Here is an 18,904-nt window from a genome sequence, read left to right as displayed (position 1 = left end):
GATCAACTCCCTGGGCGCAGTTCGTATCGCGGATTGAACATCACCTTGCGCCCGTCCTGCATGCTGACCAGGCCCTCGGCCTTGACCGTGCGGCCCGGCTCGATGCCGACGATCTTGCGGCGGCCGAGCCACACCAGGTCGATCACGTCGGACCCGTCGTACAGCTCGGCCTCCAGGGCGGGGGCGCCGCCCCTCGGACGCAATGTCACCGTACGTAGCGTACCCGCTACACAGAACCTGCGGCGCCCGCCACACGACACGATGGGCGTCGCGCCGACCTCGTCGGCGTCTTCCCGCAGTTCCTGGGCCTCGATCTCCGACTGGGTGGTGGCCAGCCGGCTGAAGAAGCCGCGCAATCCCCCGCGTTTCGGAGGCTCTGCCGTACTCATGATGGTTCAGCCTATGTGATGGTAAGCCGTCAGCGAATAGCCGATGGGGGGTCTTGGGAATGTCGCCGGGCTGGGCCGGGCGGGGCCCGGAGAGGTAACGCTCAGCGGGTCTCGCTGATTTCCGGCCCGCGCTTGAAGGGGCTGAACGCCGGGCGTTCGTCCTGCTCGCCGGCCTGCCGCTCGTGCGGACGGCTCAGCGTGATGGGCTCCTCGCGGGCCATCGGCTCGTCGCCGCGCACGACCACGACGTCCTTGACGAAGTCGATGAACGCCCCGGAGACGCGCTCGTCGAGGGCGCCGGGGCCGGTGATGGCGGCCAGGAGGAACCAGCGCGGGCCGTCGATGCCGATGTAGCGGGCCGCCCGGCTGCCGCCCTCCATGGCGACCTCGCCGGCCAGCTCGACGCCGAACGGGCCCTCCCGCTCCTCCAGCGTCTTGGCCTGGGCGACGATCTTGGTCCTGACGTCGTCCCACAGGCCGGCCGAGCGCGGCGCGGCCAGGGCCTGGAGCTGCAGCGAGCTGTCCTCGTACAGGACGACGACACCGACGTGCTGGTCGCCGAGCGAGGCCAGGCGCACGTCGAAGTCGGGGTTGTGCGGCAGCCGCAGGCCGCCGAGGTCGATCCTGTCCGTGTCGGGGTGGGGCTCGTCGGCGTCCCACGGGCCGGACTCGCGGGTAGGGGCCGGGGACTCCTGCTCGGCCACCGTCTCCGGCTGCTCACGACGACGACGTCGGAACACGTTCCTCACTCTCCCTGTTCGCGGGGCCGGAGCCCCAGGCTTGCTTCGGGCCGGCCGCTTCAGCGGCCCGTCGATCCGAATCCGTTGGCGCCGCGCACCGAGCCGGGCAGGCGTTCGACCTCGTAGAAGGCCGCGCGCTCGACCCGCTGGACCACGAGCTGGGCCACCCGGTCGCCGCGCTGGAGGCGGAACGGCTCCTTGGCGTCGGTGTTGATCAGCGTGACCTTGATCTCGCCCCGGTAGCCCGCGTCGACGGTGCCGGGGGCGTTGACGAGCGTGACGCCGTGGCGGGCCGCCAGGCCGGAGCGCGGGTGCACGAACGCGGCGTAGCCGTCGGGCAGCGCGATCGCCACGCCAGTGCCGACCACGGCCCGCTCGCCGGGCAGCAGCTCGACGTCCTCGGCCGCGTAGAGGTCGGCGCCGGCGTCGCCCGGGTGGGCGTAGGACGGCACCGGCAGCCCGGTGTCGAGCCGCTGGATGAGGACCTCCACGTCGCTCACGGGTTCACCTCGAAGTCCTGGTGTTCGGCGGCGATGGCCGCGAGGTCGCCGTGCTCAGCGAAGTGTTCCATGCTCACCTCGATGAACAGCGCCGCCGCGCGGACGGCGACCGGTCCGTCGGGGGCGCCGACGCGCCCCTCAGCCTCAAGGTACGCCTTCCTGCCCGTGATCCCGTTGCACCAGGCGCGCAGGTGGAGTGTCGTGCCCACGGGAACGGGGAGAAGGTAGTCGGTCTCCAGCCGGGCCGTCACATAGGGCTTGTGGAACAGGTAGACCGACATTCCGATGACCTCGTCCATCGCGGCGGCCAGCACGCCGCCGTGGGCGAGCATCGGCGCGCCCTGGTGGGCCTCCCCCACGGTGAACTCGGCCTCGACCGTGACGCCGTCGGGCGTGGCGGCCTTCAGGTGCAGGCCGGTCGGGTGGTCGCCGCCGCAGCCGAAGCAGCGGCTGTAGTGGGAGCCGAGGGAACTGCCCGGCGCCGGGGCGCCGGGATGGGCCGCGGGCGCCGAGGCGTCCGGCGGCGGGGTGGTGAGGGAGGAACGCGTCACGGGTGACGAGGTTACTCGCTGCGGCCCCTGGACTCGCCCTCGACACCGGATCGGAACCACCCGGCCCGCCTCACGTCACCCCGCCGCGGGGACCGCACCCCCGGACGGCGGCTCGCCGACGGGAGGGGCGCCTCCGGACGACGGCTCCTCCGCCGGCGGCTCGTGGTGGGGCGGCGGCGGCAGGGCGGGCGGTTTGTGGCGCAGCTCGGGCAGCGCCCGGTAGATCACCGCCGCGACCGGCACGGCCACGGCCGCTCCGGCGATGCCCGCCAGGATGCCGCCGACCGACAGCACCAGGATGATCGCCAGCGGGTGGAAGTTGAGCGCTCTGCCCACGATCAGCGGCTGGAGCACGTGGTTCTCCAGCTGCTGCTCGACGATGAGGATGCCGAGGAAGATCAGCGCGTAGACCAGGCCCTTGGCGCCGAGGGTGACGAGGGTGGCGACGGTGCCGGCGAAGAAGATGCCGACGATGGGGATGAAGCTGGCGAAGAAGATCAGCACCGCCAGCGGCGCCCACAGCGGCACCCCCATGCCGGCCAGCACGATGCCCATGATGAGGCCGTGCACGGCGGCCACGGCCACGGTGCCCTGGACGTAGTGGGAAAGCGTGGTCCAGGCCGCCCGGCCCGCCCGGTCGACCCGCGGCGACATCGAGCCGAAGGCGCGCAGGAACCACGACCAGATGCGGTCGCCGTCCTTGAGCAGGAAGAACGTCACGAACAGCAGCAGCACGATGGACGCGAGCACCTCGATCGCGACGGCGCTGGCCGACAGCACCGTGCCGGTGATGGCGGTGCGCTGGGCGTTGACCATCGTGGCGATCTCGTCGACGTACCCGGTGATCTGGGCCTGCTTCAGGTGCAGCGGGCCGGTGATCAGCCACTCCTGGACCGAGCGCGCGGTGGCCTGCACCTGCGTGACCAGGTTGGGGAACTCCTCGCTGGCCCGCGCGCCGACCAGCCAGCCGGTGCCGGCCAGGACGGCGAGCGCGACCAGCATGGTCAGCCAGGTGGCGTAGATGGGCCGCAGGCCCGCCCGCCGCAGGCTCTTGGTCAGCGGGAACAGCAGCGCGGTCAGCAGCAGCGCGATCGCCACGGGCAGCGCCACGAAGGTGAGCCGGGCGATCGCCTGGACGAAGAAGTAGACGACCACGCCGACGAGGATCAGGCACCCGCACCATGCGGCCATCTTGGCCAGCACGGGCGGTACGAGTGTGGTGGGGCGGTCGATCTGCACGTGTTCAAGACTGGCACGTCCGGGCCGGGGATGCGCACCGATAAGACGCCGGGATGCCGGAAGGGCGGTGAGGGAGGCGCCCTCACCGCCCGTGCCGGACGGCCGTGCCTCAGCCCAGGTGCACCTCGACGGTCAGCACGTCGCCGCCGTCGAGGACGAACTCCTCGACGACTCCGGCCGCGCACAGGTCGTCCTGGGCCTGCCGGACGAGATCGGCCTCGGGCCCCGTCACGGTCAGCCTGGACACCTCGGCCCGCATCGACGACTTGGCCTCCGACTTGGCCTTGCGGATCCGCCGCAGCACCTCCGAGGCCACGGTCAGCACCGCCGGGTCGCCCGTGCCGCGCTCGGGAGCCGGCCAGGCGGCGCGGTGGACCGAGCCCTCGCGCCACCAGGACCACACCTCCTCGGTCACGAACGGCAGCACCGGCGCGAACAGCCGCAGCAGCACGTCGAGCGCCTGCCGCAGCGCCGCGTGCGCCGAGGCGGCGGCCGGCCCGGACTCGTACGCCCGCGCCTTGACCAGCTCCAGGTAGTCGTCGCAGAAGGACCAGAAGAACCGCTCGACGGCCTCCAGCGCGCGGGTGTGGTCGTAGGACTCGAACGCCTGCGTGGCCTCGCGGGCCATGTCGGACAGGGCGGCGAGCATCGACAGGTCGACCGGCTCGGTGACCTCGCCGTCGCTGCCGGCCAGCCCGAGCACGAACTTCGAGGCGTTGAGGATCTTGATCGCCAGCCGCCGCCCGATCTTGAGCTGGCCCACGTCGAACGTGGTGTCCACGCCGTAGCGGCCGTTGGCGGCCCAGTAGCGGACGGCGTCGGAGCCGTGCTGCTCCAGCAGGTCGAGCGGGGTGACCACGTTGCCCTTGGACTTGGACATCTTCTTGCGGTCGGGGTCGAGGATCCAGCCGGAGATCGCCACGTCGGTCCACGGCAGCGCGTCGAACTCCAGATGGGAGCGGACCACCGTGGAGAACAGCCAGGTGCGGATGATCTCGTGCGCCTGCGGCCGCAGGTCGTAGGGGGACACGCGCCGGTAGAGGTCGTCGTCGGTCGCCCAGCGGCCGGCGATCTGCGGCGTCAGGGACGAGGTCGCCCAGGTGTCCATGACGTCGGGGTCGGCCATGAACCCGCCGGGCACGCCCCGCTGCTCCTCGCTGTAGCCGGGCGGCACGTCGGAGGACGGGTCGACCGGCAGCGACTCCTCGGCCGGCAGGATCGGCGCGTCGTGGACCGGGTTGCCGGCCTCGTCCAGCGGATACCACACCGGGAACGGCACGCCGAAGAAGCGCTGGCGGGAGATCAGCCAGTCGCTGGTCAGGCCCTCGACCCAGTTGTCGTAGCGCACCCGCATGTGCGGCGGGTGCCAGGCCAGCTCGCTGCCGCGCTCCAGCAGCCGGGCGCGCAGCGCCTGCTCGCGCCCGCCGTTGCGGATGTACCACTGGCGGGTGGTGACGATCTCCAGCGGCTTGTCGCCGCGCTCGTAGAACTTCACCGGGCGCCGCACCGGACGCGGGTCGCCGTCGAGGTCGCCGGACTCGCGCAGCAGCTCGACGATGCGCTCGCGCGCGCTGTGGACGGTCTTGCCGGCCAGCTCCTTGTACGGCTCCGGCTCCACGCCGTCGGGCGGCTCGGGCAGCAGCCGGCCGTCCCAGCCGATGACCGGCCGGGTGGGCAGGTGCAGCTCACGCCACCAGGTGACGTCGGTGACGTCGCCGAACGTGCAGATCATCGCGATGCCGGACCCCTTGTCGGGCTCGGCCAGGTGGTGGGCCAGGATCGGCACCTCGACGCCGAACAGCGGCGTGAGCGCGGACGTGCCGAACAGCGGCTTGTAGCGCTCGTCGTCGGGATGGGCGACCAGCGCGACGCAGGCCGGGATCAGCTCGGGCCTGGTCGTCTCGATCCAGATCGGCCCGCGCTCGCCGTAGAAGGAGACGCGGTGGAAGGCGCCGGGCCACTCGCGGTCCTCCAGCTCGGCCTGGGCCACCGCGGTGCGGTAGGTGACGTCCCACAGCGTGGGCGCCTCGGCGAGGTAGGCCTCGCCGCGGCCGAGGTTGCGCAGGAACGCCCGCTGGGAGACCGCCTGCGACTCGTCGCTGATCGTGGTGTAGAGCAGGTCCCAGTCGACCGACAGGCCGACCCGGCGCCAGACCTCCTCGAACGCCTTCTCGTCGATGGCGGTGAGCTGGTGACACAGCTCGACGAAGTTGCGCCGCGAAATCGAGATCTCACGTTTGCCCGGCTTGTCCGGTGGAACGAAGTCAGGATCGTACGGCAGCGACGGATCGCAGCGCACCCCGTAGACGTTCTGCACCCGCCGTTCGGTAGGCAGGCCGTTGTCGTCCCAGCCGATGGGGTAGAACACCGACTTGCCGATCATCCGCTGGTAGCGGGCCATGATGTCGCTGTGGGTGTAGGAGAAGACATGACCGACGTGGAGGGAGCCGGACACGGTCGGCGGCGGCGTGTCGATGGAGTAGACCTGCTCGCGCGGCTTGGACCGGTCGAAGCGGTAGGTGCCCTCCTCCTGCCAGCGAGCTACCCATACCTGCTCCAAGCCGTCGAGGGTCGGCTTTTCCGGCATGGATGCATGGCGTAGTCGCTGTTGAGTCATGCCTCCTTATGGTACGGCTTCGGGGGCCCGGCAAGCGTTAGAGACTAGTGTTCGTTACATAGGGGAAGGGAGTTGGCATGGCGGAGGACAAACCCGACATCGCCTGGCGCGTCATCGGTGGTCTGGTGGGCATGGCGACCGCCTGGGGGATGAGGAAACTCCTCGGGTTCGTCTGGGTCAAGGCGACCGGCAAGGAGCCGCCCCTCGACGACGACTCGCCCGAGGTGAGCATGGGTGAGGCGATCGGTTACGCGATCCTCACCGGCGTCGGGATGTCCGTGGCGCAGATCGTGGTCAACCGGACCGCCAAGAAGCGCTACGACGCGTGGAAGTCTGTGAAGCAGGTGACTCAAGGGCACTGAGGAACTCGCTCGCCCAGCGGTCCACGTCGTAGGTGGCCACCCGGCGGCGCATCGTGCGCATCCGCCGGGCCAGCTCGTGCGGCGTGGCCCGCATGGCGGCGATCATCTGCCGCTTGACGTCCTCGATGTCGTACGGGTTCACCAGGTACGCCTGCCGCAGCTCGTCGGCCGCGCCGGTGAACTCGCTGAGCACCAGCGCGCCGTGCAGGTCGTGGTGGCAGGAGATGTACTCCTTGGCCACCAGGTTCATCCCGTCGCGCAGGGGCGTGACGACCATGACGTCGGCCGCCAGGTAGAGCGCGGCCAGCTCGTCGTGGCCGTAGGACTGGTGGAAGTACTGGATCGGCTGCACCCCGATCTGGGCGTGCTCGCCGTTGATCCGGCCCACCTGCAGCTCGATGTCGTCGCGCAGCTTGCGGTACTCGTCCACGCGTTCGCGGCTCGGGGTGGCGATCTGCACGAAGACCGCCTCGTTCGGGCGCAGGCTGCCGTCCTTGAGCAGCTCGCCGAACGCCTCCAGACGCTGGCCGATGCCCTTGGTGTAGTCGAGCCGGTCCACGCCGAGCAGCACATGCTCGGGATCGCCCAGCTCACCCCTGATCTCCTTGGCCCGCGCCACGACGTGCGGCTCGCGCACCAGCGAGTCGAGCTGCCCGAAGTCCACCGAGATCGGGAACGCCTGCGTGGTCACCACCCGGTCGTCCAGGAAGATCTCGTTCCCCTTGTACGGCAGCCCGAGCAGCCGCCGGCACAGCCTGCGGAAGTTCGAGGCGCCGCCGGGCAGCTGGAAGCCGACCAGGTCGGCGCCGAGCAGCCCCTCGACCAGCTCCTTGCGCCAGGGCAGCCGCCAGAACAGCTCGACGGGCGGGAAGGGGATGTGCAGGAAGAAGCCGATCCGCAGGTCGGGCCGGAGCCGCCGGAGCATCGCGGGCACGAGCTGGAGCTGGTAGTCCTGCACCCAGACGACGGCCCCCTCATCGGCGGCCTCGGCGGCGGCCGCGGCGAAGCGCTCGTTGACCGAACGGTAGGTCTCCCACATCTCCCGCTCGAACACCGGCGGCGCCACCACGTCGTGGTAGAGCGGCCAGAGCGTGGCGTTGGAGAAACCCTCGTAGTAGAGCTCGACCTCGCGGGCCGACAGCGGGATGGGGATGAGGCTCATGCCGTCCTGCTCGAACGGTTCGAGCTTCTCGTCCGGCGCGCCGTGCCAACCGGCCCAGGCGCCGTGGCGGCGCTTCATCACGGGCGCTATGGCCGTCACGAGCCCCCCCGGGCTCCTGCGCCACGAGGCCGTTCCGTCTGGCTCGATCGTGCGATCGACCGGCAAGCGGTTCGCGACGATCAGAAACGAGCTACGGCCGGTCACGCAGTCCTCCTAGGGCTCAGGTCGAGGAGAGCCGCAGGCGCGGCTCACGGCGGCCGCGACCTCGTCCGGCCCCCCGCGGGGAATGATCGCGGCGATGTGGGCATCTGGCCTGATCACCCATGCTTCATCCGGCCGCGCACCGAGTCTTTCGGCGAGCGAGCCGGTCGCATCCATCTCCGTGAGCTCGCGGACGGCGAGCGGTGCCGTAATGACCTTGCCCAGGACCTGCACAAACAAACTCGAATCGCACATATCGCCCAGCAGAATGAGGAAACCATCCCGGCAGAACTCGCGCAGTCTGCCCTTCGCCAGCGGCACGTCCGGCAGGATCACTCCGGGGGCCGGATCGCACAGCGCGCCCTTCGGCGGACGCCCCCCGAACGGCCGGCCCGGCTCGGGCGTGGTGAGCGGCGAGTCCACGTACCAGTAGGGCTCGGCGAAGCGCCCGGAGTCCACCTCGGCGACCAGGCCGGCCTCCAGGACCTCCCGCCGCCTGGCCCGGTCTTTGTCCGTCCTGGGCGCGAGGAAGCGCATGGTGGCGGCGGTCACCTCCAGGTTCTCCCGCGCCGCCGCGTGCCGCTCGGCGTGGTACGACTCCAGCAGTTCGGGCCCGGCCCAGCCGTTGAGCGCGAAGGCCAGCTTCCAGGCCGCGTTCTCGGCGTCGGGCACGCCGGAGTTGAGCCCCCGGGCCCCGAAGGGCGCCACCAGATGGGCGCAGTCGCCCGCCAGCAGCACCCGTCCGACCCGCATCCGCGAGGCGATGCGCGAGTGGAACCGGTACGTGCTGTGCCAGATCAGCTCGTACGGCCGATCCCCGATGATTTGCTGGACTTTCTGCGAAATATCGTCTCTTGTTGGGATGAAGTCCGGCGCGATCTGCCAATCGATCCGGTACGTCCCGTTGGGGCAGGGATGGATGAGGACCTGCCGGCCCGGGTTCCACACGGGGTCGAAGTAGAAGCGGCGCTCGTTCTCCCAACCGGGCAGATCCGCCCGGATGTCGCAGATCAGGAACTGGTCGTCGAACGCCTCGCCGTCGAAGGAGACGCCGAGCGACCGGCGTACCTGCTGGGCCCGCGCGCCCGCGCAGACCAGCACGTAGGGGGCGCGCAGCAGCCGCTGCCCGCACTGGACCTCCACCCCCGCCGGGTCCTGGACCAGCCCGGTGACCTCGTGGCCCCAGCGCACCTCGATGAGCGGCTGGTCGGCGATGACCTCGTCGAGCAGCTGCTCGGTGCGGGCCTGGGAGATGTTCACGCACGGCGGCAGCGGGCCCTGGCCGTCGAAGGACCAGGAGAACAGCTCGCGGTCGCGGTAGTACGTGCGGGCGGTGGTCCAGGCCAGCCCCTCCTCCGCCACCCGGCCCGCGCCCGCCGCGGCCCAGATGTCGAGCACGTCGCGCTGCTGGCAGATCGACTTCGAGCCGCCGCCGTCGCGGGCCTGCCGCCGGTCCAGCACCAGCACCCGGATGCCCCAGCGGGCCAGCAGCAACGCGGCGGTCTGGCCGACCGGGCCCGCGCCGACGACGATGACCTGCGGCACGGACTCCGCGGGCCTCATGACTGGAGCTCGTCCCACACTTCGCGGTCGCGCTCGGCGGTCCAGACGCGCGGCCGTTCGACGCCGTGGAGCTCGTCCCAGAGGCGGGAGACGTTGAAGGGCAGGCAGTGCTCGAAGATGGGCCAGCCGCCGTAGCGCGGCCGCAGGGCCCGGTGGGTGCGCTCGAACGCCTCCTTCAGCCCGCTCGCCGCGCCGACCTCGCGCAGCATCACGGTGAGGAAGTCGCGGCTCTGGGCGATGGCCGCCTCGACCTCGGCCTTGCCGTGGGCCACCGCTCCCCTGCCGCCGACCAGCGTCTCGGCCCCGAACGAGGCGACGCGGTCGAGCGTGCCGGAGGCCCATTCGCGGTGGAAGGCGTCGCCGGTGTAGAGCGCGGCCTGCGACTCGACCAGGTCGCCGGCGAACAGGATGCGCCGGTCGGGCAGCCAGGCCACCAGGTCGCCCTCGGTGTGGCCGCGTCCGCAGTGGGCCAGCACCAGGTCGCCCCTGCCGCCGCCGAGGTCGATGGTGAAGGTGTCGCTGAAGGTGGCGGTGGGCCAGGTCAGGCCGGGGATCGAGCCGGGATCCTTGAACAGGCGGGGCATCCGGGCGTACTCGCTGGCCCAGTCCTGCTCGCCGCGCTCGGCGATCAGCTCGCGGGTCTTGTCGTGGGCCACGACGACGTCCGCGCCGAACGCCGAGGCGCCCAGCACGCGGACCGCGTGGTAGTGCGAGAGCACGAGGTACCTGACCGGTTTGCCGGTGTGCTCGCGCAGCCTGGCCAGCCAGTCGCCGGCGGCCGTGGGCGTGGCCAGGGCCTCGAAGCAGACCAGGAAGTCCTCGCCCTCGATCGCGCCCACGTTGGGGTCGCCCTCGGCGGTGAGCGCGTAGACGCCTTCCGCCAGCACCTCAAGGGACTGCCGCTTCTCACCGAGATCCGCCGACGAGGCGAACGGCTTGATCATCGTCTCTCCTCACGCGCTGAGGCCGACCCGCTGACGAACCAGGACATACCCCACAGACGGCCCTTGCAGCTGCGCTGCGCCGGCCCTCCCTTGACAGTGCTCGGCAGGACGGGGAAGTGTTTACCGAACATTCGGTCAGTAAGCAAGGGAGACCAGTTGGAGAGCGCGCGTCGCATGCTGGACGCCGACACCGCCTCCGCCGCCCTGGGCATCGAGCTGGTGGAGCTGGCCGAGGGGCGCGCGGTGTGCCGGATGACCGTGACCGGCCAGATGATCAACGGACACGCCATCTGCCACGGCGGCTACGTCTTCCTCCTGGCCGACACCGCCTTCGCCTGCGCGTGCAACACCCGGGGCCCGGTCACCGTGGCGGCCGGGGCCGAGATCACCTTCGTCGCCCCCGCCCACGAGGGCGACGTGCTGGTGGCCGAGGCGGCCGAGCGCACCACCTACGGCCGCAGCGGCATCTACGACATCACCGTGCGCGGGTCCGGCGGCCGGGTGGTCGCGGAGTTCCGCGGGCGCAGCAGGGAGCTGAGATGAGGCCCTTCCCGCCGCCGTCCCCCGAGGAGCTCGACCCGGTCGAGCGCGTCTCCAGGGATGAGCTCATGGCCCTGCAACTGCGGCGCCTGCGCTGGACGCTGTCCCACGCCTACGACAACGTGCCGCTCTACCGGCGCAAGTTCGACGAGCACGGCGTCCGTCCCGGCGACTGCCGGAGCCTGGACGACCTCGCGCTCTTCCCGTTCACCACCAAGGAGGACCTGCGCGAGTCGTACCCCTTCGGCATGTTCGCCGTGCCGCGCGAGCGGGTGGCGCGCGTCCACGCCTCCTCGGGCACGACGGGCAAGCCCACGGTCGTCGGGTACACCAAGGCCGACCTCGACGTCTGGGCGCAGGTGATGGCCCGGTCGATCCGGGCGTCCGGCGGGCGTCCAGGCGACGTGGTGCACGTGGCGTACGGCTACGGGCTGTTCACCGGCGGTCTCGGCGCCCACTACGGGGCCGAGCGGCTGGGCTGCACGGTGGTGCCGGTCTCCGGCGGCATGACGGCCCGGCAGGTCCAGCTCATCACCGACCTGCGGCCCAGGGTCATCATGGTCACGCCGTCGTACCTGCTGGCGCTGCTCGACGAGTTCGCCGCCCAGGGCCTCGACCCGCGCGAGAGCTCGCTGGAGATCGGCATCTTCGGCGCCGAGCCCTGGACCGAGCGCATGCGCGCCGAGATCGAGGAGCGCTTCGACCTGCACGCCGTCGACATCTACGGGCTGTCGGAGGTCATGGGCCCCGGCGTGGCCAACGAGTGCGTCGAGACCAAGGACGGCCTGCATGTCTGGGAGGACCACTTCTATCCCGAGACCGTCGACCCGTTCACCGGCGAGCCCGCCCCCGACGGCGGCGAGCTGGTGTTCACCAGCCTCACCAAGGAGGCCATGCCGGTCATCCGCTACCGCACCCGCGACCTGACCCGGTTGCTGCCCGGCACGGCCAGGCCCGCCTTCCGCCGCATGGAGAAGGTCACCGGCCGCACCGACGACATGATCATCCTGCGCGGCGTGAACGTGTTCCCGACCCAGATCGAGGAGCTCGTGCTGCGCGTGCCCGGCCTGTCGCCGCACTTCCAGCTGCACCTGACCCGACCGGACCGGCTCGACGTGCTCACCGTCAGGGTCGAGGCGCGGCCGGGCGCGACCGGCCGCGAGGAGGCCGGGCGCGCGCTGCGGCACGCGGTCAAGGCGGGCGTCGGCGTGAGCGTCGAGGTCGAGGTGGTGGACCCCGAGACGCTGGAACGGTCGGTGGGCAAGCTCAAGCGCGTGGTGGACAGCCGGGACGTCTGACCTCGCGGCCGCCTGGCTACGGCGTCAGCTCGTCACGGGGGTCGGGCGGCGGCAACGACGGGCCCTTGAGGCGCAGGTCGGCGCGGATGGCCTTGCCGAGCTTGCCGGTCGCGCCGCGGTTGAGCGCGCCGCCGGCGACGGCTCCGGTGAGGAAGGGGCCGAACGTGGTCAGATGGCGCCCGAGCGTGCGCATGAGACGGTTGCGAAGAGCGGCCTTGGACGCGGCTCCGAGCGCGAGCGAGACGGACGCGGGGGCGAGGGGGTCGATCCCGCGCTGCTTGGCCCAGGCGGAGGCGAAGGCGAAGGCGCGCTGCGTGCCGTTGCCCTGGACGCGGACGCCGTAGACCTCGTGCAGCTCGGCCAGAAGCTTGACCTCGATCGCGGCGACGACGATGGTCTCCGCGACGAGCTGCGCGGGCGCGGAGAGCAGGAGGGGTGGTGCGGCGAACTGGGCCGCCGCCAGTGCTCCGCCGATGGCTCCGACCGTCATCGTGGCCTTCTGGGCGGTGCGCACCAGGTCGTCGGCGAGTTCCTCGCCGGTGAGGCCGTGATGATGCTCGGACAGCGTCGACAGGTCGCGGATGGGGATGCGGGGCGCGATGTTGAGGAAGACGTCGGCCAGCCAGCGGCCGCGGCCTGCGCCGCTCTCGCGGGCCTTCTTCGCCCCTGCGGCCAGGGACCTGGCTAGGCGGCCGAGCAGTCTGCGCCGCTCGGCCGGCTCCAGCTCACCGGGCGCGGTGAGCCGCACAACGAGCTCGCCGACCTCCTTGTCGGGGTCGGCGATCCCGTCGTCCGTCTGTTGCTTGTCCTTCTCGGGCTCGGCCAACGCGATGCCTCCGTCCTCTTGGTCGCGACCGCTCAGGGTAGGCGGGCTCGGTCGTGCCTTGGGTCCCTCACCCTGAGCTCCTTCGCTCCAGCGGTCAGGCGGCGCACTCCCGGCAGATCTGCTGGCCGTTCTTCTCGGAGGCCAGCTGGCTGCGGTGGTGCACCAGGAAGCAGCGCGAGCAGGTGAACTCGTCGGCCTGACGGGGAATGACCCGCAGGGAGAGCTCTTCGTTCGACAGATCCGCGCCGGGCAGCTCCAGCGACTCGGCGAGGTCGGTCTCGTCGATGTCGATGCTGCCGGACGACTTGTCGGTACGCCGTGCCTGGAGTTCTTGGAGGCTGTCCTCCCCCAGGTCGTCGTCTGTCTTCCGCGGGCTGTCGTAGTCGGTAGCCATTGTGCTTACTCCATCCCCCTCATCTATATGTCTTCGCGCTCATCGCGCGTCTTCTAACGTCCGGGAGGCCCATCTTGTGCCCGTTCCGTCGGGGAGATTTTCCATCGGTACCCCGCGCGAACGGACAACGAACCTCCCAACACGACAGGGCCTGCTGCCGACGGCAATGGTTAGCCAAATATGGCGAAACCCACAGCCTTGGCGTCATGCGCCACCGTGTTCGACGGCACATCCAACCACATGTACGGCGAGAACGAGACGCCCCCACTACATCAACACGCGGACGAACACGCCTGAACCTCTCCCGTCGGCGCCCCATGGCCCACTCAAGGTCGCTCGGTCAACGCGTCGGAAGCCGAATCGTCACCACAAGTCCTCCGCCATCACGCGGCACCGCAGTCACGTTTCCACCGTGTGCCTGCACCACCGCACGGACGATGGACAGCCCCAGACCCGATCCCTTGGCCGATTCCACGCGGTCGGCGTGGAGCCTCCTGAACGGCTCGAACAGGCTGTTCACCTCGTACGCCGGGACGTGCTGCCCCGTGTTGGCCACCTGAACAACCAGCCCCCCGTCTGCCATTCCCGTCCGGATCCAGACTTTTCCGTTTTCGGGAAGGTTGTACTTCACGGCGTTCTCCAGCAGGTTGCTGACCGACCGCTCCAGAAGCACCGGGTCGCCCACGGTAGGCGCGCTGACCAGTTCGGCCACAACGGTCACGCCGTGTTCGGCGGCGAAGGGCGCGAGCTGTTCCACGGCCGTCTGCGCGACTTCCTGAACGTCGAGCGGTTTGCGCACCGCGAGTTCTCGTTCGCTCCTGGCGAGCAACAGCAGTCCCTCGATGAGCTTCTCGTTACGCGCGTTGACTTCCAGCAGCGTGCGGCCGAGCGCTTTGAGGTCCTCGGACGCCTCCGGATCCGACAACGCGATCTCCAGGACGGTCCGGTTAATCGTCAACGGCGTGCGCAATTCGTGGGAGGCGTTGGCCACGAATCTGCGCTGGGTGTCGAAGGCGATGTTGAGCCGGGTGAGCATGGCGTCAAAGGTGTCGGCCAGCTCCTTCAGCTCGTCGTTGGGGCCGCGCAGGGCGATGCGCTGGTGGGCGAGCGTGCTCTCCGACAGCTTGCGGGCCGCGCTGGTCATCTGGGTGACCGGCCGCAGCGCCCGGTCGGCCACGAAGTAGCCGATGATGAGCGCGAGGATGCCGACCCCGGCCAGCGCCATGAAGGAGCTGGTGAACAGCGCGTCGCGCGCGCTGCTGACGGCCCGCCCCTTGGCCAGGGTCCACCGGTTCTGCATGATGGCGGCGTCGAGCGGGTCGAGGTCGTCGGTGATCAGGTCGGGCCAGGCGTTCTCGATCGATTTGCCGACGATCGAGTAGACGACGAACAGCAACACCGCCGCGGCGGCGAACACCAGAGCGCTGTAGGTGAGCGTGAGCCGCCACCGGATGCTCACCTTGGCCGGCAGCCCCCTGACCCGTTCCAGGGTGCTGCGGGCGGGCGTCTCGGACTCGGGCGGGGGCGGGCCGTCCCAGGCCGGCGGGCCGGTCGGGGGTGGCGCCTCCTGCACGCGCGTCGCCTTCCTTGCCGAATGGGGGCTGATCATCGGATGCGTCGGCCCCGCCCCGCGCTCTGGCCGTTCGCTCACAACTTGTACCCAACCCCGGGCACGGTCTCGATCACCTGAGGCTCGCCCAGCTTCTTCCGCAGCGTCATCATGGTCACCCGGACGACGTTGGTGAACGGGTCGATGTTCTCGTCCCACGCCTTGTCCAGCAGGTCCTCCTGGCTGACCACCGCGCCCTCGGCGCGCATCAGCTCCTCCAGGACCGCGAACTCCTTCTTGGTGAGCACGATCTCCTTGCCGTCGCGCTCGACCAGCCGCTTGCCCGGGTCGAGGCGGATCCCGGCCCGCTCCAGCACGGGCGGCAGGGCGGGCGCCGAACGCCGGCCGAGCGCGCGCACCCGGGCCACCAGCTCGATGAACACGAACGGCTTGGCCAGGTAGTCGTCGGCCCCGAGGCCGAGCCCCTCCACCTTGTCGTCCACGTCGCCGGAGGCGGTCAGCATGAGGATCCGCGAGGCCGAGCGCTGCTCGACCAGCCGGCGGCACACCTCGTCGCCGTGCACGACCGGCAGGTCGCGGTCGAGCACGATCACGTCGTAGTCGATGTAGGAGGTGCGCTCAAGGGCGCCGCCGCCGTCGTAGGCGACGTCGACGGCCATGGCCTCACGCCGCAGCCCGGTCGCGATCGCGTCGGCGAGCACCCGCTCATCCTCGACAACCAGCACTCGCACGCCTGGTACACCCTCTTTCCGGTTCCGGTGTCTCATTCTGCCTACAGGCTCGATAAGCGCACGGTAAGGCATGTCCAGGGGTGTGCCGGGCAGGGGCCGCACAAATTCATGTTTCAGAGGGCGATAACCCGGGGTATGCCGTCGGGACACCCATTGCCCGGACATCCACTGGCAATGGGGTCCCTTCGCCCCGCACGGATCGAACCCCTGAGAGAGTAGGTGAGATGGGCGAGTTCACCACCACGATCGAACGCCGCCTCGACCAGGCTTACAAGAGCCTCTCCGAGGCCCGCAGCACCGGCGACGACTACCTCGCCGACACCCTCACCGCCGAGATCGAGGACCTGCGCCGCCTGGCCGACGATCACGGCGTCCCGCTGCCGCGCTAGACATACGCGTGCGACGGCCGGGGCCCGATGGGCCCCGGCCGTCCTGTCATGCCCGCGGCCCGGTCAGGAGTCGCGTTCGGGGTCAAGCGGCACGAGCAGGTCGTGCAGCTCCTCGAACAGGCCGGGAGCCGCGCACAGCGCGAACTCCGGGCCGACCGGCCGGCCGTGCAGGCCGCCGAGCCGGGCGCCCGCCTCGGTCGCCACCAGCCCGGCCGCGGCGTGGTCCCACGCGTTGGTGCCGCGCTCGTAGTACGCGTCCACCCGGCCCGCCGCCACCGAGCACAGGTCGATGGCGCACGAGCCGCCGCGCCGGATGTCGCGCACCCGCGGCAGCACCGCCGCCACGACCCGTCCCTGCACCTCGCGGCGCGGCGCCGAGTAGCCGAACCCGGTCGCGACCAGCGCCCGGGCCAACGGCACCCCGCTGTTGCAGCGCAGCCGCGCGCCGCCCAGCCAGGCTCCCTCGCCGAGCGCGGCGGTGAACACCTCGCCCCGCGCCGGCACGTTGACGACCCCCGCCACGACCCGCCCGGCCACCTCGACGGCGATGGACACCGCCCAGTCGGGCAGGCCGTACAGGAAGTTGACGGTGCCGTCGACGGGATCGACGATCCACCGCACGTCGGACGCGCCCGGCGCCTCGCCGCCCTCCTCGCCCAGGAACCGGTCGTCCGGACGGACCGCCAGGACGCGCTCGCGGATCAGCTCCTCCGACGCCTTGTCCAGGATGGTGACGACGTCCGTGGGGCTGGACTTGGTCTCGACGTCCTCCGACATCGTGGGCCGCTTGGCCAGGAGCATGTCCCCGGCCTCGCGGGCGACGTCCTCGGCCAGCCGCAGGAAGTCGGTCATCAGGCCACCGAGTCCGGGCGCTTCCACTCCTCGCCGAGCACGTGCTGGGCGAGGAAGGCGAGCACGGTCTCGTACCAGGCGACGATGTTGCCCGGCTTGAGGATCCAGTGGTTCTCGTCGGGGAAGTACAGGAACTTCGACTCGACGTCGGTGCGCTGCAGGTCCCACCACAGGCGCAGGGACTCGCCGATCGGCACCCGGTAGTCCTTGTCGCCGTGGATGACGAGCATCGGGGTGGTGATCTTGCCGAGCCCCAGGTGCGGGGAGAGCTGGTCGTAGCGCTCCGAGCCGGGCTCGCCGAACTCGCGCTGCCAGTACAGCGAGGAGTCGGTGGTGCCGGCGAACTGGTCGAGGTTCCACAGCGCGGCGTGGGTGACGATGGCCTGGTAGCGGTCGGTGTGCCCGGCCAGCCAGTTGGCCATGTAGCCGCCGAACGAGCCGCCCATCGCCGCCACGCGCTCGTCGTCGATGTCGTCCCTGGCCAGGGCGACGTCCACGATGGCGTCGAGGTCGGCCTGGGTGCGCGGGCCCCAGGCGCCCCAGCCGCGGTCGATCATCTCCTGGCCGTAGCCGGTGGACAGGCAGGGGTCGGGCATGAGGACGGCGTACCCGCGCTGCGCCATGATCCACGACTGCCAGCGCCACTGCCAGTCGTTCCAGGACGCGACCGGTCCGCCGTGGATCCACAGCAGGAACGGCGCCGGGTTATCGGCCGAGGCGCCCTCGGGCAGCACGAGCCAGCCGCGCACGGTCGCGCCGTCGTCGGCGGTGGCCGAGATCTCGGTCAGCGTGCCCGGCACCTCGGGGCGCGGGGCCGGCGAGGGCAGGTCGGCGATCTCGCCGGTGGCGGCGTCGATCCTGGCGGGGGCGGGGGCGAGGGCGATGTTGCTGCGCAGGGCGTAGACGTACGCGCCGTCGGCGCTCGCGTTGACCCCGAGGTAGGCGGCGTCGTCGCCGGTGAGCCTGGTGTGCTCGCCGTCCAGCGGGACGCGGAAGACCGGGCGGCGGCCCTGGTGGTCGGCGACGAGGTAGAGGGCCGAGGAATCGGGGGCCCAGGCGAGGTCCATCGGGAACAGGTCGGGGGCGTGGGCCCGGCCCTCGCCGGTGGCCAGGTCGGCGATCCACAGCTCCACGCGGACGGAGACGTCCGTGCTCGTGATGCGCTCGCGCGCGCAGGCCACCCGCGTGCCGTCGGGCGAGACGGCGATCGGGCCGCCGAAGTCGTGCGCCTCGTCGGTGAGCAGGGTGCGCCGCTCGCCGGTGGCCACGTCGATGGCGACCAGGTCCGTACGGCTGTCGCCGCCGGACAGGTACCTGCGCCAGGTGGCGATCACGGTGGAGCCGTCGGGGGTGAGCTCGAAGGCGGCCTCGCGCAGCGCCTCGCCCGCGTCGGGGGTCAGCTCGCGCACGTCCTCCAGGCGGTCGGCGCCGAGCCGGCCGGTGAACAGCCGGGTGCGGGCCGGGCCGAGGTCGTGGTCCCAGTAGCGGACCGGGTAGCCCTCGTGCAGGATCGCGCTGGTCCCGGCGTCCTTGCGAGCCTTGCGCCGCTCGTCCTCGGTCGACTCGTCGCCGTCGAGCACGTCGGAGGCGAACACCACCACGTCGCCCGCCGTGCGCGCGGCGCCGATGCCGCCGGGGCGGGTGGCGATCTGGCGGGCCTCGCCGCCGGCGCGCGGCAGCAGCCACAGCGCGGGCACCTCGTCGGTCGCGTCCTTGACGGTGGTGTCGGGGCGCGCGGAGGTGAACAGCACGTCCCCGGCGTCGGTGAAGACGGCGGCCGTCTCGCCCTTGGCGGAACGGGTCAGACGGTACGGCTCACCGTCGAGGGGGATCGCCCAGAGCGCGGTGCCGTACGACTTGCCGTCCGGATTGAGGGCCTGCACGGCCGAGATCAGACGGGAGCCGTCAGGCGAGAGCTTCAGGGAGAGGACCCGGGGAATGGCCACATAGTCACGAATGTCATCGAATGCGCTCACTCGATCGAACCTACCTGGTCACCGGCGCTCCGCGGGCGACACCGCGCTCCGCGCCTCCTC

Annotated in this window: 19 protein-coding genes; 4 read left to right on the top strand and 15 right to left on the bottom strand. The window is 71.0% G+C overall.

The genetic code is table 11. The features are described 5' to 3' along the window. Positions 1-2 precede the first annotated feature (2 nt). The 6 genes from AB0C33_RS07545 to valS form a co-directional block, all read right to left on the bottom strand. Positions 3-389 (bottom strand): OB-fold nucleic acid binding domain-containing protein, encoded by a 387-nt coding sequence (locus AB0C33_RS07545; protein ID WP_352324045.1) that lies wholly within the window; start codon positions 387-389, stop codon positions 3-5. A gap of 101 nt (positions 390-490) precedes the next feature. Beyond that, on the bottom strand, positions 491-1,129 hold the full coding sequence (locus AB0C33_RS07540) for a DUF3710 domain-containing protein (RefSeq protein ID WP_358284631.1): 639 nt from the start codon (positions 1,127-1,129) through the stop codon (positions 491-493). Positions 1,130-1,188: 59 nt separating this feature from the next. Beyond that, positions 1,189-1,629 carry a dUTP diphosphatase gene (gene dut, locus AB0C33_RS07535; RefSeq protein WP_352324043.1) on the bottom strand — a complete coding sequence of 147 codons (441 nt, stop codon included), beginning with the start codon at positions 1,627-1,629 and terminating at the stop codon, positions 1,189-1,191. Continuing rightward, positions 1,626-2,180 (bottom strand): PaaI family thioesterase, encoded by a 555-nt coding sequence (locus AB0C33_RS07530; protein ID WP_352324042.1) that lies wholly within the window; start codon positions 2,178-2,180, stop codon positions 1,626-1,628. Before AB0C33_RS07530 ends, dut begins: the two co-directional genes overlap by 4 nt. 75 nt (positions 2,181-2,255) lie before the next feature. Beyond that, positions 2,256-3,419 (bottom strand): AI-2E family transporter, encoded by a 1,164-nt coding sequence (locus AB0C33_RS07525; RefSeq protein ID WP_358284628.1) that lies wholly within the window; start codon positions 3,417-3,419, stop codon positions 2,256-2,258. A gap of 109 nt (positions 3,420-3,528) precedes the next feature. After that, positions 3,529-6,006 (bottom strand): valine--tRNA ligase, encoded by a 2,478-nt coding sequence (gene valS, locus AB0C33_RS07520; protein WP_358284626.1) that lies wholly within the window; start codon positions 6,004-6,006, stop codon positions 3,529-3,531. Positions 6,007-6,113: 107 nt separating this feature from the next. On the opposite strand from valS, the gene AB0C33_RS07515 reads away from it, so the two are divergent. Further along, positions 6,114-6,398, top strand: a complete 285-nt coding sequence (locus tag AB0C33_RS07515; RefSeq protein ID WP_352324039.1) for a DUF4235 domain-containing protein — start codon at positions 6,114-6,116, stop codon at positions 6,396-6,398. On the opposite strand, the gene AB0C33_RS07510 is transcribed toward AB0C33_RS07515, so the two are convergent. From AB0C33_RS07510 to AB0C33_RS07500, 3 genes are read right to left on the bottom strand one after another with little or no spacing between them, the layout of a single operon-like run. Beyond that, on the bottom strand, positions 6,331-7,764 hold the full coding sequence (locus AB0C33_RS07510) for a trehalose-6-phosphate synthase (RefSeq protein WP_358284623.1): 1,434 nt from the start codon (positions 7,762-7,764) through the stop codon (positions 6,331-6,333). The two genes, AB0C33_RS07515 and AB0C33_RS07510, sit on opposite strands and share 68 nt — an antisense overlap. A gap of 9 nt (positions 7,765-7,773) precedes the next feature. Next, positions 7,774-9,324 (bottom strand): FAD-dependent monooxygenase, encoded by a 1,551-nt coding sequence (locus AB0C33_RS07505; RefSeq protein ID WP_358284621.1) that lies wholly within the window; start codon positions 9,322-9,324, stop codon positions 7,774-7,776. After that, positions 9,321-10,268 carry an MBL fold metallo-hydrolase gene (locus AB0C33_RS07500; protein ID WP_352359151.1) on the bottom strand — a complete coding sequence of 316 codons (948 nt, stop codon included), beginning with the start codon at positions 10,266-10,268 and terminating at the stop codon, positions 9,321-9,323. The genes AB0C33_RS07505 and AB0C33_RS07500 overlap by 4 nt, the downstream gene beginning before the upstream one ends. A 174-nt stretch (positions 10,269-10,442) precedes the next feature. Here AB0C33_RS07500 and paaI point away from each other — a divergent pair, with 174 nt between their 5' ends. Beyond that, positions 10,443-10,811 carry a hydroxyphenylacetyl-CoA thioesterase PaaI gene (paaI, locus tag AB0C33_RS07495; protein WP_358285958.1) on the top strand — a complete coding sequence of 123 codons (369 nt, stop codon included), beginning with the start codon at positions 10,443-10,445 and terminating at the stop codon, positions 10,809-10,811. Further along, on the top strand, positions 10,808-12,106 hold the full coding sequence (gene paaK / locus AB0C33_RS07490) for a phenylacetate--CoA ligase PaaK (RefSeq protein WP_358284619.1): 1,299 nt from the start codon (positions 10,808-10,810) through the stop codon (positions 12,104-12,106). The genes paaI and paaK overlap by 4 nt, the downstream gene beginning before the upstream one ends. A 16-nt stretch (positions 12,107-12,122) precedes the next feature. On the opposite strand, the gene AB0C33_RS07485 is transcribed toward paaK, so the two are convergent. From AB0C33_RS07485 to AB0C33_RS07470, 4 genes are all read right to left on the bottom strand, one after another. Next, complete coding sequence (locus AB0C33_RS07485; protein ID WP_358284617.1) at positions 12,123-12,932, bottom strand: hypothetical protein; 810 nt, start codon at positions 12,930-12,932, stop codon at positions 12,123-12,125. A 94-nt stretch (positions 12,933-13,026) separates the two neighbouring features. Continuing rightward, the gene (locus AB0C33_RS07480; protein WP_352324238.1) at positions 13,027-13,326 is read right to left on the bottom strand and encodes a DUF4193 domain-containing protein; all 300 of its coding nucleotides are present in this window, start codon (positions 13,324-13,326) and stop codon (positions 13,027-13,029) included. 340 nt (positions 13,327-13,666) lie between these two features. Continuing rightward, positions 13,667-14,899, bottom strand: coding sequence for a HAMP domain-containing sensor histidine kinase (locus tag AB0C33_RS07475; protein ID WP_358284614.1), 1,233 nt, complete (start codon positions 14,897-14,899; stop codon positions 13,667-13,669). Between the two features lie 74 nt (positions 14,900-14,973). Beyond that, on the bottom strand, positions 14,974-15,627 hold the full coding sequence (locus tag AB0C33_RS07470; RefSeq protein WP_349451511.1) for a response regulator transcription factor: 654 nt from the start codon (positions 15,625-15,627) through the stop codon (positions 14,974-14,976). A 224-nt stretch (positions 15,628-15,851) separates the two neighbouring features. Here AB0C33_RS07470 and AB0C33_RS07465 point away from each other — a divergent pair, with 224 nt between their 5' ends. After that, positions 15,852-16,016 carry a hypothetical protein gene (locus AB0C33_RS07465; protein WP_352324241.1) on the top strand — a complete coding sequence of 55 codons (165 nt, stop codon included), beginning with the start codon at positions 15,852-15,854 and terminating at the stop codon, positions 16,014-16,016. 63 nt (positions 16,017-16,079) lie between these two features. Here the strand turns inward: AB0C33_RS07465 and AB0C33_RS07460 are convergent, their stop codons facing one another. Both AB0C33_RS07460 and AB0C33_RS07455 read right to left on the bottom strand, forming a co-directional pair. Continuing rightward, positions 16,080-16,868 (bottom strand): inositol monophosphatase family protein, encoded by a 789-nt coding sequence (locus tag AB0C33_RS07460; protein WP_358284610.1) that lies wholly within the window; start codon positions 16,866-16,868, stop codon positions 16,080-16,082. Further along, on the bottom strand, positions 16,868-18,814 hold the full coding sequence (locus AB0C33_RS07455) for a prolyl oligopeptidase family serine peptidase (protein WP_358285956.1): 1,947 nt from the start codon (positions 18,812-18,814) through the stop codon (positions 16,868-16,870). Before AB0C33_RS07455 ends, AB0C33_RS07460 begins: the two co-directional genes overlap by 1 nt. Between the last annotated feature and the right edge of the window lie 90 nt (positions 18,815-18,904).

Source organism: Nonomuraea sp. NPDC048881 (assembly GCF_040649795.1).
GTDB lineage: Bacteria > Actinomycetota > Actinomycetes > Streptosporangiales > Streptosporangiaceae > Nonomuraea.
The sequence above is the reverse complement of the archived record's forward strand: the minus strand, read 5'-3'. Positions and strand labels throughout refer to the sequence as shown.

Bases quoted from the DNA above. Each gene is read 5' to 3' on its own strand.
- AB0C33_RS07545 (WP_352324045.1), bottom strand. From the start codon at position 389: ATGAGTACGGCAGAGCCTCCGAAACGCGGGGGATTGCGCGGCTTCTTC.
- valS (WP_358284626.1), bottom strand. From the start codon at position 6,006: ATGCCGGAAAAGCCGACCCTCGACGGCTTGGAGCAGGTATGGGTAGCT.
- AB0C33_RS07515 (WP_352324039.1), top strand. From the start codon at position 6,114: ATGGCGGAGGACAAACCCGACATCGCCTGGCGCGTCATCGGTGGTCTG.
- AB0C33_RS07505 (WP_358284621.1), bottom strand. From the start codon at position 9,324: ATGAGGCCCGCGGAGTCCGTGCCGCAGGTCATCGTCGTCGGCGCGGGC.
- AB0C33_RS07500 (WP_352359151.1), bottom strand. From the start codon at position 10,268: ATGATCAAGCCGTTCGCCTCGTCGGCGGATCTCGGTGAGAAGCGGCAG.
- paaI (WP_358285958.1), top strand. From the start codon at position 10,443: ATGCTGGACGCCGACACCGCCTCCGCCGCCCTGGGCATCGAGCTGGTG.
- paaK (WP_358284619.1), top strand. From the start codon at position 10,808: ATGAGGCCCTTCCCGCCGCCGTCCCCCGAGGAGCTCGACCCGGTCGAG.
- AB0C33_RS07480 (WP_352324238.1), bottom strand. From the start codon at position 13,326: ATGGCTACCGACTACGACAGCCCGCGGAAGACAGACGACGACCTGGGG.
- AB0C33_RS07465 (WP_352324241.1), top strand. From the start codon at position 15,852: ATGGGCGAGTTCACCACCACGATCGAACGCCGCCTCGACCAGGCTTAC.
- AB0C33_RS07460 (WP_358284610.1), bottom strand. From the start codon at position 16,868: ATGACCGACTTCCTGCGGCTGGCCGAGGACGTCGCCCGCGAGGCCGGG.